A 19,393-nucleotide genomic window follows, 5' to 3' on the forward strand; every position below is an offset into this window, starting at 1 on the left:
GGCTGTGAGCCGTCCCGGGGGGCGCGGTGAGTCATGCGGTGGGTGATTCAGGCGTTACGGCAGGGCGTGGACGTGGGCGCCGACCGAGTTGGACCACTGGTTGCCGTTCTTGGCGTCCCAGTTGGTCGACCAGGTCATCGCACCGCGGAGCGTCGGCCACTTGGTGGCCGGCTTGAAGGTGCCGCAGCCGGTGCCCTTGGTCAGGCAGTCGATCGCGTTGTTGACCACCGACGGGTCGACGTAGCCGGAGCCGGCGCCGCTCGTCGAGGCCGGGAGCCCGAGGCCGACCTGGGACGGGTCGAGCCCGCCCTGGATGACCGTGCAGGCCTGCGTGGTGATGAAGTCCACGGAGCCCTGCGAGTAGACGCCGCCGTCACAGCCGTTCATCGAACCGCTGTTGTAGTACTGGGTGTTGACGACGGTCAGGATGTCCTTGATCTTGAGCGCGGTGGCGAAGTAGTCGCTCGACGGGGAGAGCATGTCGATCGTCTGCGGCGCCATCGTGATGATGAGGCCGGAACCCGCCTTGCTGCTCAGACTGCGCAGCGCCTGCGACATGTAGGTGGAGTTGAGCCCGTTCTCCAGGTCGATGTCGACGCCGCTGAACCCGTAGGTCTGCATCAGCGAGTAGACGCTGTTGGCGAAGTTGGTGGCGGAGGCGGAGTCGTTGATCGACACGGTGCCGTTCTGGCCGCCGATGGAGATGACGACCCGCTTGCCGGCCGCCTGCTTCGCCGCGATGTCGGCCTTGAACTGGGCGACGGAGTAGTTCAGCGCCGGGTCCAGGTTGAAGGTGACCCCGCCGGGCGTGCCGGACGCGTCGGCGAACGAGACGGCGATGATGTCGTACTGGTTCTGCACCTGGGCGATGGTCTGGACGGTCGCGCCGTTGTTGAAGTTCTGCCAGTACCCGGTGAGGACGTGCTTGGGCAGGCTGCCGGCCGGGGGCGTGGTCGGCGGGGTGGTGGGAGGCGTGGTCGGGGGTGTGGTGGGGGAGTCGTCGGCGGGGTGGTCGGCGGCGTCGTGGGCGGGGTCGTCGGGGGCGTCGTGGGAGTGCCGCCGGGACCGGTCAGGACGACGTCGTCCGCGAAGTACGCGGGCTGCGCGTACCAGCCGTTGAGGTAGACGGTGACCGAGGTGGTGCTCGCGCCGGTCGTGAACTTGGTGCTCAGCTGCTGGTACGAACCGGCGGACGGCGTCCAGGTCGACACGTCCGAGGTGCCGGTGCCGCTCGCGCCGAGGTAGACGTACGAGCCCTGCACCCAGGCGCTCAACGAGTACGCGGAGTTGGGCTTGACGCTCACGGTCTGCGAACACTTGGCGTTGTCGGAGCCGCTCGGGCTGCCCTTGAGGGCCGAGGACCCGCCGTGCACCGGGCTGGAGACGGCCGCACCGCTGCCCGCCGTGCACGTCCAGCCGGACAGTCCGCTCTCGAAACCGGCGTTGCTGACGAGGTTGGTGTCGGCGGCCTGCGCGGTCCCGACGTCGGCCATCGCGAAGCCGGCGGCCACGAGCGAGGCGGCCCCTACGGTGGCGAGGGCCGTTCGCGCGACCTTCGGTCTCCGATAAGCATGCGATGCACGTTCCACGACTGCCTCCTGGGGGCAAGGAGTTGGGGGGTGACGGGAAATGCGCATGAGGGTTGGGCGGCGTGCGGCGTGCCCTGCGTGTGACCAAGTTGGTCCAGACCAATCGGGTTGTCAAGACCTCTGGCCTTCACCACTCGTTCATGGGGCGCATCCAGGCGTTTACCGATCCTGATCCGCGACTTTCCGCACTCATTCCGCTACACATCGATAGGCTGGCGCACGCGATCCGGCGGGTGAACGGTCCTTGCGCAGGACAGGAGGGCTGCGGATGTCGAGCGTCATAACGGTCACAGCGGACGATCTCGCGCTTCCGCTCGAGCAGCATGTCGCGCGCACCTCCGCCGCGCTCGACGCCTACGGGCACCTCATCGCCCTCGCCTCGCCCGATCCCGCCGACCCCGGCCGGCGCCGGCTGCACACCGTGCGCGCCGCGCTCGAGGCGGACCGGATGGCGATCGTCCCCGTCGATCTGCCGCCGCTGGCCGCCGCGCTGCTCGCGGAGCAGTTGCGCCAGCTGGCCGGTACCGACCTGGGCCCCGGTGTACTCGCGGGCGCGGCCCGGCTGCTCTCGTACTACCTGTACTCCGGCGCCCTGCTCGGCTCGGTCAGCAAGCTCGACCGGGTGCCGGTCACCGTCGGCAAGCACTTCAAGTCCCTCGTCCCCGGGCGGCACTTCGCCGTCATGGCCCACCCGGAGCCGGGGCTGTCCGAGGCCGGTCCTGACGCCGTCCCGCCGGGGCCGGGCTTCCTCACCCAGCTCGCGGTCGCCGGGCACGGCCTCGACGCGGGCTGGGTCACCGGCCCGCTCGCCGCCGCCTGGCGCACCCAGCACATCCGCGAGGTGCCGCTGCCGGAGGGTTCGGCGCGCTGGTGGGGCACCGGCCGGCTCGTCGAGTTCACCGCGTACATCGCGGACATCGGCATCCTGTACCAACTGGTCACGTCGGTCCGCCGGGACACCTGCCCGTGGTGCGGCCTGGAGGTGATCGGCGACCAGTGCCTCTTCTGCTCGACGCGGCTCGGCGACCGTTCCGACCGGGGCGACCGCTCCTCGGACCGCTCCTCGGACCGCTCCGACCGTACGCAGCAGGTCGCGGCCCGGGAGCAGCCGTTACGCCGGCCGCAGCAGCAGCGCCCGCCGCAGTACCAGCCGCAGCACCAGCGGCAGGAACCGCCGTCGCGGGAACTGCCCACCCCCAACCGCCCCCAGCTCGAACCCCATAAGCGATAGGTCTGCCTGCCGATGAATTCACGTCAGCGACGCGGTGTCGTCCTCCTGGTGGTCTCCGTGCTGTGCGCGGTGGCGGCCTTCGCGGGAGTCGTCACGGTCATCGGCAACGCACGGTCGGAGGTCGGCCCGAAGGTCACCGCGTACCAGCTGACCAAGGACGTGCCGGCCTATACGGCGGTGACGTCCGGCCAGTTGGAGAAGGTCCGGATACCGGAGAAGTGGCTGCCCGACACCGCTGTGCGCGACCTCGCCACCGTCCAGGGGATGGTCGCGGCGATCCCGCTGAAACGCGGCTCCCTGCTGGAGTCCGGCATGGTCGCGGCGAGGCCGGTGCTCCAGTCCGGCCAGATGGAGATCGCCATCATGATCGACGCGGAGACCGGCGTCGCCGGGAAGATCACCCCGGGGTCGAAGGTCAACATCTTCGCCACCTTCGCGGGCAAGAAGGACACCGACCCCGACATCTCGAAGATCATCGTCACCGGGGCGCGGGTCATCGACGTCGGTGAGATCAAGGCGTTCGACAAGAGCCAGGACTCCCAGCGGCAGGCCGCGCAGGGCGTGCCGATCACGTTCGCCCTGGACGCGGCCGACGCCCAGCGCGTCGCGTTCTCCGAGTCCTTCGCCCGGCACGTCCGGCTGGCGCTGATCGCCCCGGGCGACGACAGCGCCCCGGCCGCGGGCGACCGCACGTACACCCTGGCGGGCGACACGGGAGGCAAGAGGTGATCGTGAGGATCCTGTCCGGCACCGCTGACCCGGATGCCGCCCGCGCACTGGCCGGTCTGCTGCACCAGCTGCCCGGCGCCGAGCCGGGCCCCGCGCTGCCCGACTCCACGCTGCTGCTCGACACCCTCGCCCGCGCGGCCGAGGCGGGGATCGACGAGCTGCCCGAGGTCGTCATCGTGCACGACGGCATCACCCCGATGCCCGCGCTGGAACTGATACGGGAGGTCGCACTCCGCTTCCCGGCCGTCGGCGTCGTCCTGCTCACCGCCGACCCGAGCCCGGCCGTGCTCTCCGCCGCGATGGACTCCGGAGCGCGCGGCGTCATCGGACTGCCGCTGTCGTACGACGAGTTGGGCGCCCGCGTCGAGGCGGCCGCCGCCTGGGCGGGCGGGGTCCGCCGGCACCTCAGCCCGCAGCGCGCGCTGCCCGCCGTGGCCGGCGGCACCCTCGTCGCCGTCGCCGGCGCGAAGGGCGGCGTCGGCACCACCGTCACCGCCATCCAGCTCGCGCTGGCCGCGCACGCCGCCGGCCGGTCCACCGCCCTCGTCGACCTGGACCTGCAGGGCGGCGACATCGCCTCGTACCTGGACGTCCAGTTCCGCCGCTCGATGGCCGACCTCGCCGACATCGCCGACATCTCGTCGCGCGTCCTGCACGACGCGATGTACGTCCACGAGTCCGGGCCCGCCCTGCTGCTCGCCCCGGGCGAGGGCGAACGCGGCGAGGACGTCACGGACCGGTCGGTGCGGCTGGTCCTGCACGCGCTGCGGCAGCGGTACGAAGTGGTCGTCGTCGACTGCGGCACCCAGCTGACCACGGCCAACGCCGTGGCCGTCGAGACCGCCGACACGGCGCTGCTGGTCACCACCCCGGACGTCGTCGCGGTCCGGGCGGCCAAGCGCATGGTGCGGATGTGGGACCGGCTGCAGATCCGCAAGCCGCAGGACACCACGACCGTCGTCAACCGCTACACGCGCGGCACCGAGATCCAGCCGTCCCTCGTCGCCCGCATCACCGGCACCAGGGTCGCGGCCTCCGTCGTGCCCGCCGCGTTCAAGGAACTCCAGTCCGTCATCGACGCCGGACGCCTCCACGACCTCGACAACCGTTCCACGGTCAAGCAGGGCCTGTGGGCGCTGGCGGCCGAACTCGGCCTCGCCGTCGGCGGCCACGCGCTGCCCAAGGCGGCCAGACGCGGCAGGCGCGGCCTGCGCGACGACCGGGGCCAGGTGATCCTGGAGACCCTCGGCATGACGCCGATCATCCTCATCACCCTGATCCTGGTCTGGCAGGCGGTGCTCGCGGGCTACACGTTCACCCTCGCCGGCCACGCGGCGGACGAGGCGGCGCGGGCGGCGGCGGTGGGCCAGGACGCGTCGGCGGCGGGGATGCGGGACCTGCCGGAGGCGTGGCGCGGCAGCGCGGGCATCGTCACCGGCAAGGACGGCGGCACGGTCACCGTGACCGTCAACCTCAAGGTCCCCGTCCTGTTCCCGGGCGCGATCGACTTCCCGCTGACGGTGCACGGCCACGCGTCCACGGTGGACGAGGAGGCGAAGCGATGACGGTGCGGAGAACCCCTGGGTGGCGTGAACGCGGTTCGGCGTCCCTGGAGTTCCTCGGCGTGCTGCCGATCCTGCTGCTCATCGCGCTCGCCGGAATCCAGCTCGGCTTCGTCGCCTACGCCGTCAACCAGGCCGGCACCGCGGCCCGTACCGCCGCCCGCACCGCGGCGCTGCGCGCCCCGCACCCGGACGCGGGGGAAGCGGGCCGCAACGCGGTGAGCGACTGGCTGCGGGCCGGCACCGTCATCTCGCCCGCCTCCGACGACGGAGACTCCGTCACCGAGACCGCCACCATCAACATCCCGTCCGTCATCCCCGGCGTGAGCATCTTCGGTCCGGTGCGGCGCAGCGCGACCATGCCGAAAGAAGACACCACGCCATGAGCCTGCGCGCCCGCCTCGCCGTCACGGAAGAGGCCACCCCCCAGACCCAAGAGGGCCACATGGTGGCCGTCTACCGCACCAAGCTGCTCCAGGAGATCGACCTCGCCGAGATGTCGGCGCTCGCCACCGCCGAGCGGCGGGCCCGGCTGGAGCGGGTGCTCGGGCACATCATCAGCCGCGAGGGCCCGGTCCTGTCGACGAAGGAGCGCGCGGGCATCATCCGCCGCGTCGTGGACGAGGCGCTCGGTCTCGGCGTCCTCGAACCACTCCTCGAGGACCCGACCATCACCGAGATCATGGTCAACGGACCGGACAAGATCTACGTCGAGCGGGGCGGCCGGGTCGAGCAGGTGGCCGTCCGCTTCTCGTCCGCCGAGCAGCTGCTGCAGACCATCGAGCGCATCGTCTCGACCGTCAACCGCCGGGTCGACGAGTCCAATCCGATGGTCGACGCGCGCCTGCCGAGCGGTGAGCGCGTCAACGTCATCATCCCGCCGCTGTCGCTGAGCGGCCCGACGCTCACCATCCGCCGCTTCCCGCGCGCCTACACCCTGCAGGAACTGATAGCCCTCGGCACCCTCGACGAGCACATGCTGATGCTGCTCTCCGCGCTGGTCCGCGCGAAGTGCAACATCATCGTCAGCGGGGGCACCGGCTCCGGCAAGACGACGCTGCTCAACGCGCTGTCCGGGCTGATCCCGGACGGCGAGCGCATCATCACCGTCGAGGACGCCGCCGAGCTGCAGCTGCAGCAGGACCACGTCATCCGGCTGGAGACCCGGCCGCCGAACGTCGAGGGCGAGGGCCGCATCACCATCCGCGACCTCGTGCGGAACTCCCTGCGCATGCGCCCCGACCGCATCATCGTCGGCGAGGTCCGCGGCGGTGAGACCCTCGACATGCTCCAGGCGATGTCCACCGGCCACGACGGCTCGCTCGCTACCGTGCACGCCAACTCGGCCGAGGACGCGGTGCTGCGCCTGCAGACGCTGGCCTCGATGAGCGAGGTCAAGATCCCCTTCGAGGCGCTGCGCGACCAGATCAACAGCGCTGTGGACGTGCTCGTGCAGCTCACCCGGCATGTCGACGGCACCCGCCGCATCGTCGAGATCGCCATGCTCTCCTCCCGCGGCCGCGATGTCTTCCGGCTCACCAGCGCGACCCGCTTCCGCGCGGAGCCGCTCGGTGCCGACCGCATCGTCCGCGGCTGGTACGAGCACCACCCCCTCCCCAGGGAGCTCGCCGAGCGGCTGTACCTGGCCGGTGAACACATCCCGGCCGCCTACGGCGTCGGCTCCAGCGAACTGGAACTCGACATCCGGGAGGCCAAGTGAGCGACCAGCTCCCGCTGATCGTCATCGGCGTCACCCTGCTCGCCCTGACGCTGGGTGTCTGGGGCCTGCACGCCTGGTCCGGCGGCCGCGCCGAACGCGCCGCCCTCGTCGAACGCCTCGCGGGCGAGCTGGGCTCGGGCGCCGGCCGCCATGTCCCCTTCGCCGCCCTGGACCGCCGGGTGCGCGCCACCGGCTGGGGCGGGCGCCTCGCCGGCCGCCTCGCCGCCACCGGCACCGACCTCACCCCCGGCCAGTTCACCGCGGCGGCCGTCGGCCTGGTCGGCGGCGCCTGGCTCGTCGCCGACGTCGTCCTCGCCCCCTTCTTCGGCCCGATCGCCGGAATCCTCGCGTTCTGGTCCGCGTACTCCTTCCTGGAGTGGCGCCGCCGGGTCCGCACCGAACGCTTCATCGCCCAACTGCCTGAACTGGCGCGCGTCCTGGCCAACGCCACCCAGGCCGGCCTCGCGCTGCGCACGGCGGTCGGCATGGCGGCGGACGAGCTGGAGGCCCCGGCGGGCGAGGAGCTCAAGAAGGTCGCCGACGCGATGGCGATGGGCCACTCCGTCGAGGAAGCCCTGGCCGAACTCCAGGAACGCCTGCCCAGCCGCGAGCTCATCGTCCTGGTCTCCACCCTCGTCCTGTCGAGCCGCGCGGGCGGCTCCGTCGTCGAGTCGCTCCGCAACCTGACGGTCACCCTGGAGGAGCGCAAGGAGACCCGGCGGGAGATCCGCACCCAGATGTCCCAGGTCACGGTCACCGCGTACGCCGTCCCCGTCATCGGCATCGGCTCGCTGTTCCTGCTGAACCAGATCATGCCGGGCTCACTGAGCGCGATGACCGGCTCCAACCTCGGGCGCATCTGCGTGCTGATCTCGCTGGGTCTCTATGCGGTGGGGTTCTGGATGATCCGCCGGATGTCAAGGATCGACGTATGAAGGCGGTGAGTTGCTGATGGTGATGATCGGTCTCGGGCTGGCTCTCGCCCTTGCACTGTGCGCGGTAGGCGTCGTCCACGCGATCGCCCTCCTGCGCTCCGACGCCAAGCTCCCCGACGACCTGATGCTCGCCCTGGAAGTAGGCCGCACCCGAACCACCCGCACCGGCAACGCCGTCGACCAACTCGGCATGCGCTGGTCCCCGATGGTGATGCGCTGGATGGGCCCCGCCCGCGTCGCCAAAATGCGCATGAAGATCGACCACGCGGGACACCCGCACGGGTTGACGGTGGAACGGTACGCGGCGCGGCGGGCGGTGTACGGGGCGCTGGGCGGGCTGGCGGCGCTGGTGCTGGTGATCAAGGGCCACTGGTTCCTGGCACTGGTTCTTGCAGGCTACGCCTGGGGCTGGGCCGACCTGGGCCTCTGGCTCGCGGTCCGCAAGCGCCGCGACGACATCGAGCGCACGCTTCCCGACTTCCTGGACGTGCTGGCGGTGGTGGTGAGCGCGGGACTCGGCTTCCGCCAGGCGCTGGAGCGCGTCAACACGGTCTACAAGGGCCCGTGGTCGGACGAGATCCGTATCGCGCTGCGGCAGATGGATGTGGGCGTGAGCCGCCGCGACGCTTTCGATCAATTGCGGAATCGAAATCGAAGCGATCAGGTAAGCCAGTTCGTGAGCACTCTGCAGCAAGGCGAAGAGCTGGGCGCACCGATCGCCCGCACCCTTCTGCAGATAGCCCAGGACATGCGCAGGACTGAAGCGCAGAACGCCCGTCGGCGAGCGGCGAGAGCAGTTCCCAAAGCCACAGGCGTGATCACCACATTGCTTGTGCCCGCGACCATGATCCTGCTGCTCACCGGCACGATCATGGGTTCCCAGATCAACTTCAACCAGATCATGGGGAATGGGTGATTCCGCACATGTGCGATGTACGGAACCGCCATATTGGATGCGCCAGTTGGCGCGTAAAGGGCTGCGGTTGCACGGGGTTCGGGTGTACCTTTGCAGACGCAACCATATTTGCACCTGCAATCAAGAACGGATCGCTACGGACCGGACCGGTGAGAGGCGGTGCGCCGTGAAGGGTGACGTCGAGGTCTGCGGTCGTAGTGAGCGTGTGAACGAGGGACCGGCCGTCGCATCGGGCGTGGTCGGCGTTCGTCAGGTGACAAAGGATGGGGCGATCAGACATGAGCAGGTGGGCAGTAAGGCGGCTCGTGGTCACGCAGATTTGGATGCGCGAGAAGGCGACGGACCGGGGGCAGACGTCGTTCGAGTACCTCGGCATCGCGGTGGTGATCGCAGTGATTATCGGCGCGTTGGCGACGACGGATATCGGAACCACGATCCGCACGGCCATCATCAACGCGATCGGAAAGATCTCGGGCGGCAACGGCAAGTAAGGCGCCGCGGGCATGACGAGGGGCAGACCTTCGGCATCTACATCGTCGCTGTGGCGGCCCTGTTCTTCCTGGCGTTCGCGTTCTTCGCGGTGGGCCAGGCGTCCGCCAAGCGCAATAGCGCCCAGACCGCCGCGGACGCGGCGGCTCTGGCCGCTGCGCGGGAGACCCGTGACGAGATCAAGGATCCATTCTTGGCCGCCTTGACGGCGGGCGACCTCGTCGAGCTCGGCCAGTTGCTCGGAGGGGTCGGCATGGATGGGGCCGGTGCATGCCCTGCCGCCTCTGCCCTGGCTTCGGAGAACGATGCCAGGACCACCAGCTGTGTGCCGGCGGAGGGGCTGCCCGGTTCCAGAGTCACTGTCGTCACGAACGGGACCGTGGGTGAGTCGGTGATCGACGGCACCGAGAACATCCGAGCGAAGGCCGACGCCACGGCTGTTGTCGAAGCGCGCTGCGTCTTGAACGGCAAGGACGGAAAAGCCGTCAGGTTCAAGTGCAACGGAGAGGATCTCAGTGTCGACGTGACAGAGAACGGGTTCGTTCTGGATCTGTCGATGTTCTTCACTGTGCACCTCAGCAAGTGATGGCCGAGCGAAGCGAGGATCGGGGAGCAATGGGAATTCGACGCAGCACGGTAGGCCGCCGGGCCGGGGTGGCGGTGGCTCTCGCAGCCGGCGCCGCCTTGACACTGGCCGGCTGCGGCGGAGGGGGTGGCGACAAGCCCTCTGACAACAAGCCCTCCACCAAGTCCGCTGCGCCCCAAGGGGGTTCCTCGTCCGGGGGTAACGCGACGACTCCGGCGCCCACTCAGGTGCTGGCGCAGATCAAGGGCGAGAAGGACATCGTCGTCACCATCAACTCGGCTGTCAGGGATGCAGGCGGATTTGTCACCGTCTCCGGCACCGTCACCAACAATGGCGTCGAGGCATTCACTGCCGGGAGCTGGCAGGGCGCCGAGTTGGCTCTCGTCCCGTCCGGGTCCTCCCTTGCCGGAGCAGTCCTCGTCGATCAAGTGGGGAAGAAGCGGTATTACGTTCTCCGGGACACGGAAGGGAAGTGCCTCTGCACGATGGGGCTGAACCTCATCCAGCCCAAGGAGACCCGTCCCATCTTCGCCCAGTTCCCCGCCCCGCCCACCGCCACCACCTCCGTGGAGTTCCAACTCCCCACCATGCCGCCCGCCAAGATCCAGATTTCGGAGGGGTGAGCGATCATGCCCCGTACCAAGCGACGTGCCGCCGGTGCTGCCGTGCTCACGCTTTCGGTCGTCACGATCACCTTCGCCGGGCCCGTCGGGATGGCTCGGGCGGACGGTGGGCCGTCGGCTTCGCCTTCTACTGCGGCGCCTTCGGCGCCGGTGAAGGTCGATCCGACCTCGCCGCGGCTGAAGTTGCCGGAAGGGGCGACGCTGGCGCCGGCGAAGGTGCTGGACATCGTGGCGGTCACGGACCAGTCGTCGACGCGTGCGAGTCAGCCGGAGCAGCGGCATGAGGAGTCCAACTCCTCGATCACGTACGCGCTGCAGTCGGAGGTGCTGTTCGCCATCGACAGCGCGGTGCTGTCACCGGCCGCGGCGGCGCGGATCAAGGCCATTGGGGGCGACATCAACGCAAAGAACGTTTCGTCACCCATCCGGGTCTTCGGGTTCACCGACAACCTGGGCAGCAGTGAGCACGGCGACGTGTTGTCGAAGCAACGCGCCGACGCCGTTTACAAGGTTTTGGCCCAGGCGCTCGGATCCGCCGGTGGCGCAAGCCACAGTTTTCAGGTGCGCGGGTACGGCGAGGACTATCCCATAGCGGACAATTCATCCGAAGAGGGTCGCCGTCAGAACCGCCGGGTGGAGATTACGTTCACACCGTCCGCCGCGTGAGGTGCTGAGCACGCGCTCATAAGCGGTACGGTGTAACTCCCCCCCTCGGGCCGGTTCGCTCTCCCCCCCCTGCGAACCGGCCCGTTTTTTGTTGCCCTCAGCCAGACACCCGCATGAGCTCGGAGCTCAGAGCCGGCAGCCGCCCGTCGCGTCGAGGACCTGGCCGGTGATCCAGCGGGCGTCGTCGGAGGCGAGGAAGGCGACGGGGGCGGCGATGTCGTCGGGGAGGCCGACGCGGCCGAGCGCGGTGTCCGCGGCGACCAGCTCGTGTGCGTCCGGGTTGTCGCGCAGCCAGAAGGCGTTGGCGTCGGTGTCGACCGTGGCGGGAGCCACCGTGTTGACGGTGATGTTGCGCGGGCCGAGGTGCTTGGCCAGGGTGTGGCCGAGGACGTCGAGGGCGCCCTTCGTCATGCTGTACGCGATCGTCTCGGGAAGGGCGACCCGCGTGACGGCCGAGCTGATGTTGATGATGCGGCCGCCGTCGTGGAGCAGTGGCAGAACGCGCTGGACGAGGAAGAACGGTGCGCGGACGTTGACGGCGAAGAGCCGTTCGAAGCGCTCCGGTGACTCCGCTTCGATCGGCCCGCCGGTGGCGTTGATCGCGGCGTTGTTGACGAGGATGTCCAAACGGGGTGCCTGGCCGGTGTGTTCGCGCAGCCCGCCTTCGAGGGCGTGCACCAACCTGTCCACGTCGCCCTCGACACCCAGCTCGGCCTGCAGGGTGAAGGCCCGGCCCCCGGCCGCCAGGATGCCGTCGACCGTCTCCTTGGCGGCGCCCTCGTTGCTGCCGTAGTGGACCGCGACGAGGGCGCCGTCCGCGGCGAGGCGCCGGGCGATCGCGCGCCCGATGCCACGTGAGGCTCCGGTCACCAGTGCCGTCTTGCCGGTCAGATCTCCCATGGCGGGCTCCTTGTCGGGGTGAGCGCTGTTTGCGGTGGGGCGACCTTCGCGCGGCGTGCTGACCGGCTGCGCACCGCGCGCTGACCCTAGATTGGCGCCATGCGGGCAAAGAGGATCATTCGGGTTGTAGCGGGCGTGATCGGCGCGGCCGCCGTGCTGGGCGGCTGCTCCGCCGGTGAAGGCGCGCCCGAGGGGTGGAAGGTGCTGCGCGGCGGCTCGGTGGCCGTCGCGCATCCGAAGGTGTGGGAGGAAACGCGGCCGGAAGGGCAACACACCGTCGGCGGCGCGCAGGCTTCCGCCGTGCTCCGTGGCACGGGTGGCCGTCCGATCGGCGAGATCAGCGTGTGGCCGGGCGGTGCCACCCGGCGGGGGGTCCGCGCACGGGCCATGACGATCGACGGCCGGCCCGCGCGGCAGGTGGGGTACGTGGAGCGGTCGGCGGACGGCGGCAGGAACCGGGCCGTCGAGGTCACCACGACCGACAGCCACGGCCGCCCGGTCCTCGTCCGCGTCACCGGACCCGACGTCGACGGCTGGCCCGGCGAACTGCGGCAGATCGTCAACAGCATCGACGTCGGCTGAGGTCAGCGACCGTCAGCGGACGTAAGCGACCGTCAGTGAACGTCAGCCGACGTCCCGACGTCAGCCGGCATCGATCTCCACCCGCATCCCGCGCCGCAGCCCCCACCGCTCCATCGCGCCCGCCTCCGCCTCCAGCACGTGCCGTGCCCGCAGCCGGGGCCGCCCCAGGCGGCCGGGCGGCATGGTGCGCACCGCCAGCACGCGCAGCCTGCGGTCCAGATAGGCGACGTCGATCGCGAAGCGCATCCGTACGGTGTGCACGCTCGTCGCGGGTGTGAGCAGCAGCGCCCCCGCCAGCCCGTCCCGACCGAGCAGCCCGCGGGTCCTGGCCCGGTAGGACGCGGCGATCTCCAGCGGTACGGGCGGGGGCGACGCACATGCCGTGCCGTCCACCGCTTCCACCTCTTCCTGCGCGGCGATTCGCAACACTCCGCCGCCGTCCCGCCACCGGACCGTCCGACCCATCCGTCCAGCACCTCCGTGTAGCCTCGGCCCCCGAAACCCCGCAGGGCCGCGCCTCCCGCGCCGTGCCGAATCCGTCCCCACGGGAGGACACCGGATGTCTGTCTACCTCACCGCAGTCGCCGCCGTCTGGGGAATCGCGGCAGGCCTCGCGCTGCCGCGCGCCATCCACCGGCTCGCGGTCGCGTCCGGGGAACCGGTGCGCGCGGACGACGAGGACGGACGGCCGTACCCCACAGGCCCGCGCGGCTGGATCGGCGGGAGCAGCGGGAGCAGCGGGAACGGGGGGAGCAGCGGGAGCAGCGGGACCGGCAAGCGACAGCGCCCCTACGGCACCGTCCTCCTCTGCGTCACCGCCTGCGCCGCGCTCGCCGCGCTCGTCGGGGCGCGTCCCGAACTGGTGGTGTGGCTGCTGCTCGTGCCGCTCGGGGTGCTGCTGGCCCGCATCGACCTGGCCGTCTTCCGGCTCCCCGACGTCCTGACGCTCCCCGCGATGGCCGGCACGGCCGCCCTGCTGGGCGCCGCCGCCCTGCTGCCGGGGCACGAGGGCTCCTGGCCGCGGGCGTTGCTCGGCGGGGTCGTCCTCGGGGCCGTCTACTTCCTGCTGTTCCTCATCAACCCGGCCGGCATGGGTTTCGGCGACGTGAAGCTCGCCCCGACCCTCGGCCTCGCACTCGGCTGGTACGGCTGGCCGGTGCTCTTCACGGGCACGTTCGCCGGGTTCGTCCTCGGCGCCGTCGCCGGGCTCGTCCTGCTGGCCACCCGCCGGGCGAACCGTAAGACGCCCCTGCCCTTCGGGCCGTTCATGCTGATCGGTGCGCTCGGCGGGGTCCTGCTGGCTGCCACCGTGTAACCGGCGCAGCCTTACAGAAAAGTACCGCTCGGGCGGAACTCGTGCTCCGGGGCCGGGAGCCGCGAGGCGAGGATGTCCGAGCGAACGGATCCTGCCAGGAGGGACGCCAGGAAATTCGTACACGTCATGGCGAAGTGCTCCCATCTGGGGCCACGGGCTTCATTCACCATGACTGTCCAGTCGTCAGGTTCCTGTCCAGGGCGAATGAGCCAGTAGAGACCCTCGCCGTTGTCCGTGGTTCCCCAGGCGATGATCCGGCTGCCCTCTTCCTCCAGCTCGCCCGGCTTCTCCTCGCCAAGATCCCAAAGGTCTTCGAAGTCGTCCATGCGGCCATCGTTCGCTACCGACAGATCGTAGAATCTGTTTTCACATCCCGGCTCCAGCAGCCATAGGTGGAAATCAAATCGCCCGCCACCGTAGGCCCCGATGAGTTCCTTGTAGTCGCGTGGCAGCACTGTCCCGATGTCGTTCTCGACCGAGGTCCAGTCCTTGGCGGCCGGCGTCGCGGCCGGCGGAACCAACCGGGTCAGTTCAGCAAGGAACGCGTCCATCGAATCGATCCCTCTCCCGTACGGATGGGCAGGGCCGGCCATGCGTTTTCCGGCATGGCACAGGCCCTTGCCAACATGTTCAAGATCATTACGCCTGGCGGGAGACGACTCGCGCCTCCAGGCCGCTGCAAGTCTAAGGGCACTGCTTGGGAACGTTCAAAATCGTGACGACATTCGTCCCCTCGCCGTTCCTCATGTCGCGCCTGGTCTTCTTGTCCGGGGAATACGTTTTGAACGAGAATCCGTTCGAGCCGTGGGCTTCGATGGTCATCCCGACCGGGACCACGTCGCCCGCGAGATTGGTCCGGTATACAGGGGTTGCGCTGTACTGAATGATCTCGCCATTCCTCACGGCCGCTTGAATCTGCAACTCGTAATGGCGCATTGCCGGCGAGTTTGCGAATTCATGCATGGTTGCGAAGTTTCTCGGATCCTCGTTGGACCCTCCTAGCAGCGCGCCGAGCAGATGCGCTCGGTTGTAGCCCTGGCCGGATTGCCAGCCGGCCGGGTCGACCTGTGCGTCTGTATGTCCACCCAGCATGTCCTTTCCAATAGTGGCTGTCACCCCCGTGGCCCGGTTGCCGCGCGCCGCGTCGCGGTCTCCGTAGCGGACCCTGCCGCCCCAGGTGATGTCCGCGGGCTCCCAGGAGGCTTTGAGCCCGAGCGTGTCCGCCCATGCGTGGGGGTTCGAGACGTATGCCGAGGGGTTGGGGGCCGGGGAGAGGCCGAGCGGGTCCTGGGTGGTGTAGCGGGCGGCCTCGGGGTCGTAGTGGCGGAAGTAGTTGAAGTTCCAGCCGGTTTCGTGGTCCGCGTACTGGCCGGGGAAGCGCAGGGGGCAGTCGATCGTGTCGGCGCCGGGGTCGGTGGCCGGGATGCCCCAGAGGGTGGTGCGCTGTTGCCAGGCCAGTTCGCCCTCGGGCGAGACGAGTTCGGTGGGGGTACCGACGAGGTCGGTGATGATGGCGTGGAAGCGGGCGTCGACGTCTGTCTGCGTGAGGTCGTGATCGACCTGGGCCAGCGGCCGGTGGGTTCCGGGCGTGTACTCCCAGGTTGTTGAGCGGCCGTCGGTAGGGGTCTGTTCGGCCAGCCGGGTATCGGCCCAGCTGAAGTGGATCTCTTCGGCGATCGTGCCGTCGGTGGCGACGCGTTGTTTGGCGATGCGGCGGCCGGCGGGGTCGTATCGGTACTGCCAGTGCACGCCGTCCGGGGTGACAGTGGCGGTGAGTTGGTCCTGGGCGTTCCAGGCGAACGTACGGGTGCGGACCTGCCCGTTGAGCAGTCTCTTGGCGGTCCGGGTGGTGCGCCCTTGGGCGTCGTACTCGTAGGACGTGCGTCCCGCGCGGCGAAGCTGCGTGCCGGAGAACTCCCGCGCGGCGTCGTCCGGCCGGGCGAGTGGGGTCGCCGCCTCGGTGAGATTGCCGAGAGCGTCGTACGCGTAGTTCTCGGTCCAGCCACCGTGGGCCTGGACTCCGGTGATACGGCCCGTCGCGTCGACATTGAAGCGGCGCGTGCCGGTGGTGAGTTCCTGGATCTCGGTCAGGAAGTCGTCGGCACGGTAGGTGTATTCACGCTGCTGGAGGAGAGTGCGTTCGGCTCCCGGTCCTCGGGCGATGGATTGGCTCGTCGCGCGGCCGGTGCTGTCCCAGCCTTGGGCGAAGGTGATGCCGTCGCCGAAACTACGGGCGGTCTCCCGCCCGATCGCGTCGAACGCGAAGTCGGTTCGGTGACCGGCGACGGTCAGGGACTGCGGAAATCCGCTCGGGTCGTAGGACCAGGTGGAGACGATGCCTCCGGGGGTGCGGCGCTCGACAGGGCGTCCCATGACGTCGTAGGTGTAGGACATCCGCCGGCTGTTGACCGTCTCGGCGAGAACGCGGCCCACCGCGTCGTACTCGCGGACGACCTCCGCATGCGCGTTGGATTGGCGGTGGAGATTGCCCGAAGGGTCATAGGCATAGGTGGTGCTCTCGTCGCCGTGGCGATACTCCACGAGGCGGCCCAGGAGATCCCGTGAGAAGACGACGGTTTCGCCCGCACCGTTGGTACGGGAGGCGAGCCGTCCCGCCGCGTCGTATTCATAGCTGAGGGTACGGCCGTTGAAGTCGGTCTCGGAGATCAGGCAACCGGCCGGATCGTACTCGTATTGCCAGGTCAGCCCATAAGGGTTGGTGACCTTCGTCAGGCGCCGTTCCGTGTCGTACGTGAAGTCGTGGGTCCCGCCGTCCGTGGTGGTGCTGGAGACGGGCAGGTCGAAGTGCGAGACCGCATGGGCGGTGGTGCGGCCTGCCATGTCCGTGTAGGCGATCGCGTTGCCCTCGCTGTCGAACTGCCAGGTTTCCCGCCGGCCGTCGGCCCGCTCGCACGATGCCACCCGGCCCTCGACCGTCCAACCGACCCGGATGACGTTGCCCAGCGCGTCGGTGGCGGCTACCACGCGGCCGAAGGTGTCGCGTTCCGCCGTGGTGACGTGGCCCAGGGGATCGGTGATCGCGACCGGCAGGCCCGCCGGGTCGTTGGTTATCCGGTATTGCGCGCCGAGCGCGTTGGTCACCGAGGTGAGGAGGCCCGCTGTGTCGTAGGTGTAGCCGGTCCGCGCGCCCATCGGATCGATCGACGCCAGTCGGTTGCCCCGCTCGTCGTACTCACTCCGCCAGATCTGGCCCCCCGCGTCGGTTACCTCCACCGGCAGGTCCAGCTCGTTGTAGGAGACGCCCGCACTGGCGCCGTCCGGGTGCACGACGGCGGTGAGGCTCCCCGCCGCGTCGTACGTGTAGCGCGTGGTGTGGCCGAGCGGATCGGTGGCGGCCGTCAGCAGCCGGTTGCCCTCGTCCCACTCCTGAACGGTGGCGTTGCCCAGCGGATCCGTGGTGCGGATGAGCCGGTATGCGTCGTTGTGTTCGTAGGTCGACGTGTGGCCCAGTGAGTCGGTGAACGTCGTGGTCCGGGTCTCGCCGTTGTAGGAGAAGGTGCTGGACATGAAGCCGTCCGACCCTGTGGTCCTGACCACCCGGCCGGCGTTGTCGTAGGAGTAGCCGTACCGGGTGCCGTTGCGGTCGGTCCAGCTGGTGATGCGGTGCTGGTCGTCGTAGGTGAGGCGCAGGGGTTCGCCGGAGGAGTTGAAGACCTCGGTGAGGTCGCCCGCCTTGTCGTAGCCGTAGCGTGCCAGGGTCGTCCCGCTGCCGGGACCGTCGGTGTCGAGCAGTCGCAGGCCGGTGATGCGCGGCAGATCCGGGTGCCGGTCGATGGCTATCCGGTAGCCGCCGTGGTGGGAGATCAGCGCGGGCGTGTCGTCGTCGGCGTAGGTGATGTCGATCCGGCGATCGTTACGGTCCTCGATCGCGGCCAGGCGCAGGATGACAGCGCCGGTGGCGCCGGGGGCCGGGCGGGGGTGGTCGAAGACGAGGGTCTCGCCGGTGCTCGGGTCGCTGACCCGCATCGGGTCGTTGGGTACGCCGCTCCAGGTCAGCGGGTTCCGCGGCCCCCTGACCGGTAGGACCTCGGCGTTCCGGCGCGGGGGCGGGTACTCGAGGCGCATACCGTCCGCCGCCACGAACACCACACCATCGGCGTCCAGTTGCAGTCGCTGGTCGAGCGTGGAGGCCCACGACGGACCGAACCACATGCCGTGGCGGTAGGAGGAGATGTGGGTGCGTTCCAGGGTCAGCGGGAGCGCGCCGGGCAGCTGGACATCCGTGATCGGCAACAGCATGTCCCCGGTGGCGACGTCGACCGGGTCGGTCTTGCACACCTTCTCGGGCCCCGGCACGGACTCCTTGGGGCCGTCGTGGGGGCGCACCCCCTTCTCGTTCTTCGCCGCGGTCTTCTCGGCGTCCTTGACCGCGTTCGCCGCGGCCTTCTCGCCGCTCTTGGCCTTGGCCGCGGCCGACACTCCCACCCCGGCCACCGGGGACGGATCGTGGTGGCCGCTGTCGTGCGGGTGGTGGTGGGTCTTGGCCTGGTTGGCGAGGTCCGCTTCGACCTTGTCGAAGTGGTCGGCGGCCTTGTGGGTGTGCTCGGCTATTCGGTGATGTCCCTTGCCCAGGGCCTCGGGGACCTTGCGGGCGAGGTGGTCGATGAACGCGATGGTCGGTTTGACCAGTTTGTTGACGATGTCGCTCACGCTGCGGTCAGCCTCCGGTCGTGAACGTAAGGGCGGACATTTTTCCGCTGAATTCCCGGCCGCCGGTCAGGTTCGCTTCCGCCTGGGTCCTGATGGCCTCCGCGTGGGTCCGCATCGCCGCCGTGTCCAGCTTCAGGCCCGGTGGCGGGCCGCCGACCGCCAGGTGGCCGATCTCGGCGAAGAGGAGCTTCTCCACGGCATGGTCGACCTGCTCCTTCAGCGGACCGATCAACTGATCCACCAACGCGCCGATCACCTCGGACTCGAACCGCTGGAGTATCCCGTTGAGGAGACGGTTCTGCAGTTCGATCTCGGCCACGGCAAGCGCCTCCGTCAGGCCCAGGGTGAACACCGCACCCACCTGATCGGCAATCAGTTCGGCGGCAGCGAGGCCGAGTTGGATGAGGCACTCATCCTTCATCGCCTCCACGCCGAGAGCGGCGATGTCCAAGCCGCCGGCCAGCAGCTCGCACGCCTCGATCAGCGAATGCATATGGGCCTGGGTCTGGTTCCCCCACAGGTCGGCGAGGGCGGTGTACGACTGGGCCGCGTACGCCGCCTGGAGATCGCCCGTGACGATCGCGTGCGTCTTGCCGTGCGAGGCCTTGCACTCGGCCGCGTAGGAACGCAGACCCTTGGCCGCCGCACGCAGCTCGTCCTCATCGATTTCCGGCCAATTGAAGCCGAGGATATTGACAACCTCGGCAAGCCAATGCGGCAAATTGATCGACATGTACCGGCCCCCGCCCAGTTCGGATCACACGCTTCCGAGAACACATCCTACGAACGCTCCACGTCAGTTCATGGATGGGCGGTTCCCCGGGCGACGTGGTGGGGGCGGCAGCGGAGGGGCGAGCGCGGTGCCGACGGATCGGCGAG

The 19,393-nt window shown here is 69.4% G+C and carries 18 protein-coding genes and 1 pseudogene; 13 read left to right on the plus strand and 6 right to left on the minus strand.

All coding sequences use genetic code 11. The annotated features are described in order from the left end of the window. Window positions 1-54: 54 nt before the first annotated feature. Window positions 55-1,637: pseudogene (locus LNW72_RS25330) on the minus strand (chitinase). A gap of 220 nt (window positions 1,638-1,857) precedes the next feature. Between LNW72_RS25330 and LNW72_RS25335 the strand changes: the two are divergent. From LNW72_RS25335 to LNW72_RS25385, 11 genes are all read left to right on the plus strand, one after another. After that, a complete protein-coding gene (locus tag LNW72_RS25335; RefSeq protein WP_250977473.1) occupies window positions 1,858-2,820 on the plus strand; it encodes a hypothetical protein in 963 nt (320 codons plus the stop codon). Between the two features lie 12 nt (window positions 2,821-2,832). After that, a complete protein-coding gene (gene cpaB, locus LNW72_RS25340) occupies window positions 2,833-3,549 on the plus strand; it encodes a Flp pilus assembly protein CpaB (RefSeq protein WP_250977474.1) in 717 nt (238 codons plus the stop codon). Next, on the plus strand, window positions 3,546-5,114 hold the full coding sequence (locus LNW72_RS25345) for an AAA family ATPase (protein WP_250977475.1): 1,569 nt from the start codon (window positions 3,546-3,548) through the stop codon (window positions 5,112-5,114). The genes cpaB and LNW72_RS25345 overlap by 4 nt, the downstream gene beginning before the upstream one ends. Continuing rightward, window positions 5,111-5,497 carry a TadE/TadG family type IV pilus assembly protein gene (locus LNW72_RS25350; RefSeq protein ID WP_250977476.1) on the plus strand — a complete coding sequence of 129 codons (387 nt, stop codon included), beginning with the start codon at window positions 5,111-5,113 and terminating at the stop codon, window positions 5,495-5,497. The genes LNW72_RS25345 and LNW72_RS25350 overlap by 4 nt, the downstream gene beginning before the upstream one ends. Then, the gene (locus tag LNW72_RS25355; protein ID WP_250977477.1) at window positions 5,494-6,831 is read left to right on the plus strand and encodes a CpaF family protein; all 1,338 of its coding nucleotides are present in this window, start codon (window positions 5,494-5,496) and stop codon (window positions 6,829-6,831) included. The genes LNW72_RS25350 and LNW72_RS25355 overlap by 4 nt, the downstream gene beginning before the upstream one ends. Then, window positions 6,828-7,766 (plus strand): type II secretion system F family protein, encoded by a 939-nt coding sequence (locus tag LNW72_RS25360; protein WP_250977478.1) that lies wholly within the window; start codon window positions 6,828-6,830, stop codon window positions 7,764-7,766. Before LNW72_RS25355 ends, LNW72_RS25360 begins: the two co-directional genes overlap by 4 nt. Window positions 7,767-7,782: 16 nt before the next feature. Continuing rightward, window positions 7,783-8,682, plus strand: a complete 900-nt coding sequence (locus LNW72_RS25365) for a DUF5936 domain-containing protein (protein WP_250980306.1) — start codon at window positions 7,783-7,785, stop codon at window positions 8,680-8,682. A gap of 323 nt (window positions 8,683-9,005) precedes the next feature. After that, entirely contained in the window at window positions 9,006-9,173 is a 168-nt protein-coding gene (locus LNW72_RS25370; protein ID WP_250977479.1) for a hypothetical protein, read from the plus strand. 50 nt (window positions 9,174-9,223) lie between these two features. Further along, on the plus strand, window positions 9,224-9,757 hold the full coding sequence (locus LNW72_RS25375) for a pilus assembly protein TadG-related protein (RefSeq protein WP_250977480.1): 534 nt from the start codon (window positions 9,224-9,226) through the stop codon (window positions 9,755-9,757). A gap of 227 nt (window positions 9,758-9,984) precedes the next feature. Further along, on the plus strand, window positions 9,985-10,380 hold the full coding sequence (locus LNW72_RS25380) for a hypothetical protein (protein WP_308402031.1): 396 nt from the start codon (window positions 9,985-9,987) through the stop codon (window positions 10,378-10,380). A 6-nt stretch (window positions 10,381-10,386) separates the two neighbouring features. Beyond that, on the plus strand, window positions 10,387-11,046 hold the full coding sequence (locus tag LNW72_RS25385; RefSeq protein WP_250977482.1) for an OmpA family protein: 660 nt from the start codon (window positions 10,387-10,389) through the stop codon (window positions 11,044-11,046). 126 nt (window positions 11,047-11,172) lie between these two features. Here LNW72_RS25385 and LNW72_RS25390 read toward each other — a convergent pair whose 3' ends face one another. Next, window positions 11,173-11,946 carry an SDR family oxidoreductase gene (locus LNW72_RS25390; RefSeq protein ID WP_250977483.1) on the minus strand — a complete coding sequence of 258 codons (774 nt, stop codon included), beginning with the start codon at window positions 11,944-11,946 and terminating at the stop codon, window positions 11,173-11,175. A 99-nt stretch (window positions 11,947-12,045) separates the two neighbouring features. Between LNW72_RS25390 and LNW72_RS25395 the strand changes: the two genes are divergently transcribed. Beyond that, complete coding sequence (locus LNW72_RS25395; protein WP_250977484.1) at window positions 12,046-12,528, plus strand: hypothetical protein; 483 nt, start codon at window positions 12,046-12,048, stop codon at window positions 12,526-12,528. A 60-nt stretch (window positions 12,529-12,588) separates the two neighbouring features. Here LNW72_RS25395 and LNW72_RS25400 read toward each other — a convergent pair whose 3' ends face one another. Then, window positions 12,589-12,993 carry a DUF192 domain-containing protein gene (locus LNW72_RS25400; protein WP_250977485.1) on the minus strand — a complete coding sequence of 135 codons (405 nt, stop codon included), beginning with the start codon at window positions 12,991-12,993 and terminating at the stop codon, window positions 12,589-12,591. A 94-nt stretch (window positions 12,994-13,087) separates the two neighbouring features. On the opposite strand from LNW72_RS25400, the gene LNW72_RS25405 reads away from it, so the two are divergent. Next, window positions 13,088-13,843, plus strand: coding sequence for an A24 family peptidase (locus tag LNW72_RS25405; RefSeq protein ID WP_250977486.1), 756 nt, complete (start codon window positions 13,088-13,090; stop codon window positions 13,841-13,843). A gap of 11 nt (window positions 13,844-13,854) precedes the next feature. On the opposite strand, the gene LNW72_RS25410 is transcribed toward LNW72_RS25405, so the two are convergent. The 3 genes from LNW72_RS25410 to LNW72_RS25420 all read right to left on the minus strand — a co-directional run bounded on the left by LNW72_RS25410 (window position 13,855) and on the right by LNW72_RS25420 (window position 19,247). Further along, window positions 13,855-14,394, minus strand: a complete 540-nt coding sequence (locus LNW72_RS25410) for an SMI1/KNR4 family protein (RefSeq protein WP_250977487.1) — start codon at window positions 14,392-14,394, stop codon at window positions 13,855-13,857. Between the two features lie 133 nt (window positions 14,395-14,527). Continuing rightward, a complete protein-coding gene (locus LNW72_RS25415) occupies window positions 14,528-18,514 on the minus strand; it encodes a DUF6531 domain-containing protein (protein ID WP_250977488.1) in 3,987 nt (1,328 codons plus the stop codon). Window positions 18,515-18,521: 7 nt separating this feature from the next. Next, window positions 18,522-19,247: a hypothetical protein gene (locus LNW72_RS25420; protein ID WP_250977489.1), complete on the minus strand. Its 726-nt coding sequence runs from the start codon at window positions 19,245-19,247 to the stop codon at window positions 18,522-18,524. Between the last annotated feature and the right edge of the window lie 146 nt (window positions 19,248-19,393).

The organism is Streptomyces sp. RKAG293 (assembly GCF_023701745.1).
Lineage (GTDB): Bacteria > Actinomycetota > Actinomycetes > Streptomycetales > Streptomycetaceae > Actinacidiphila.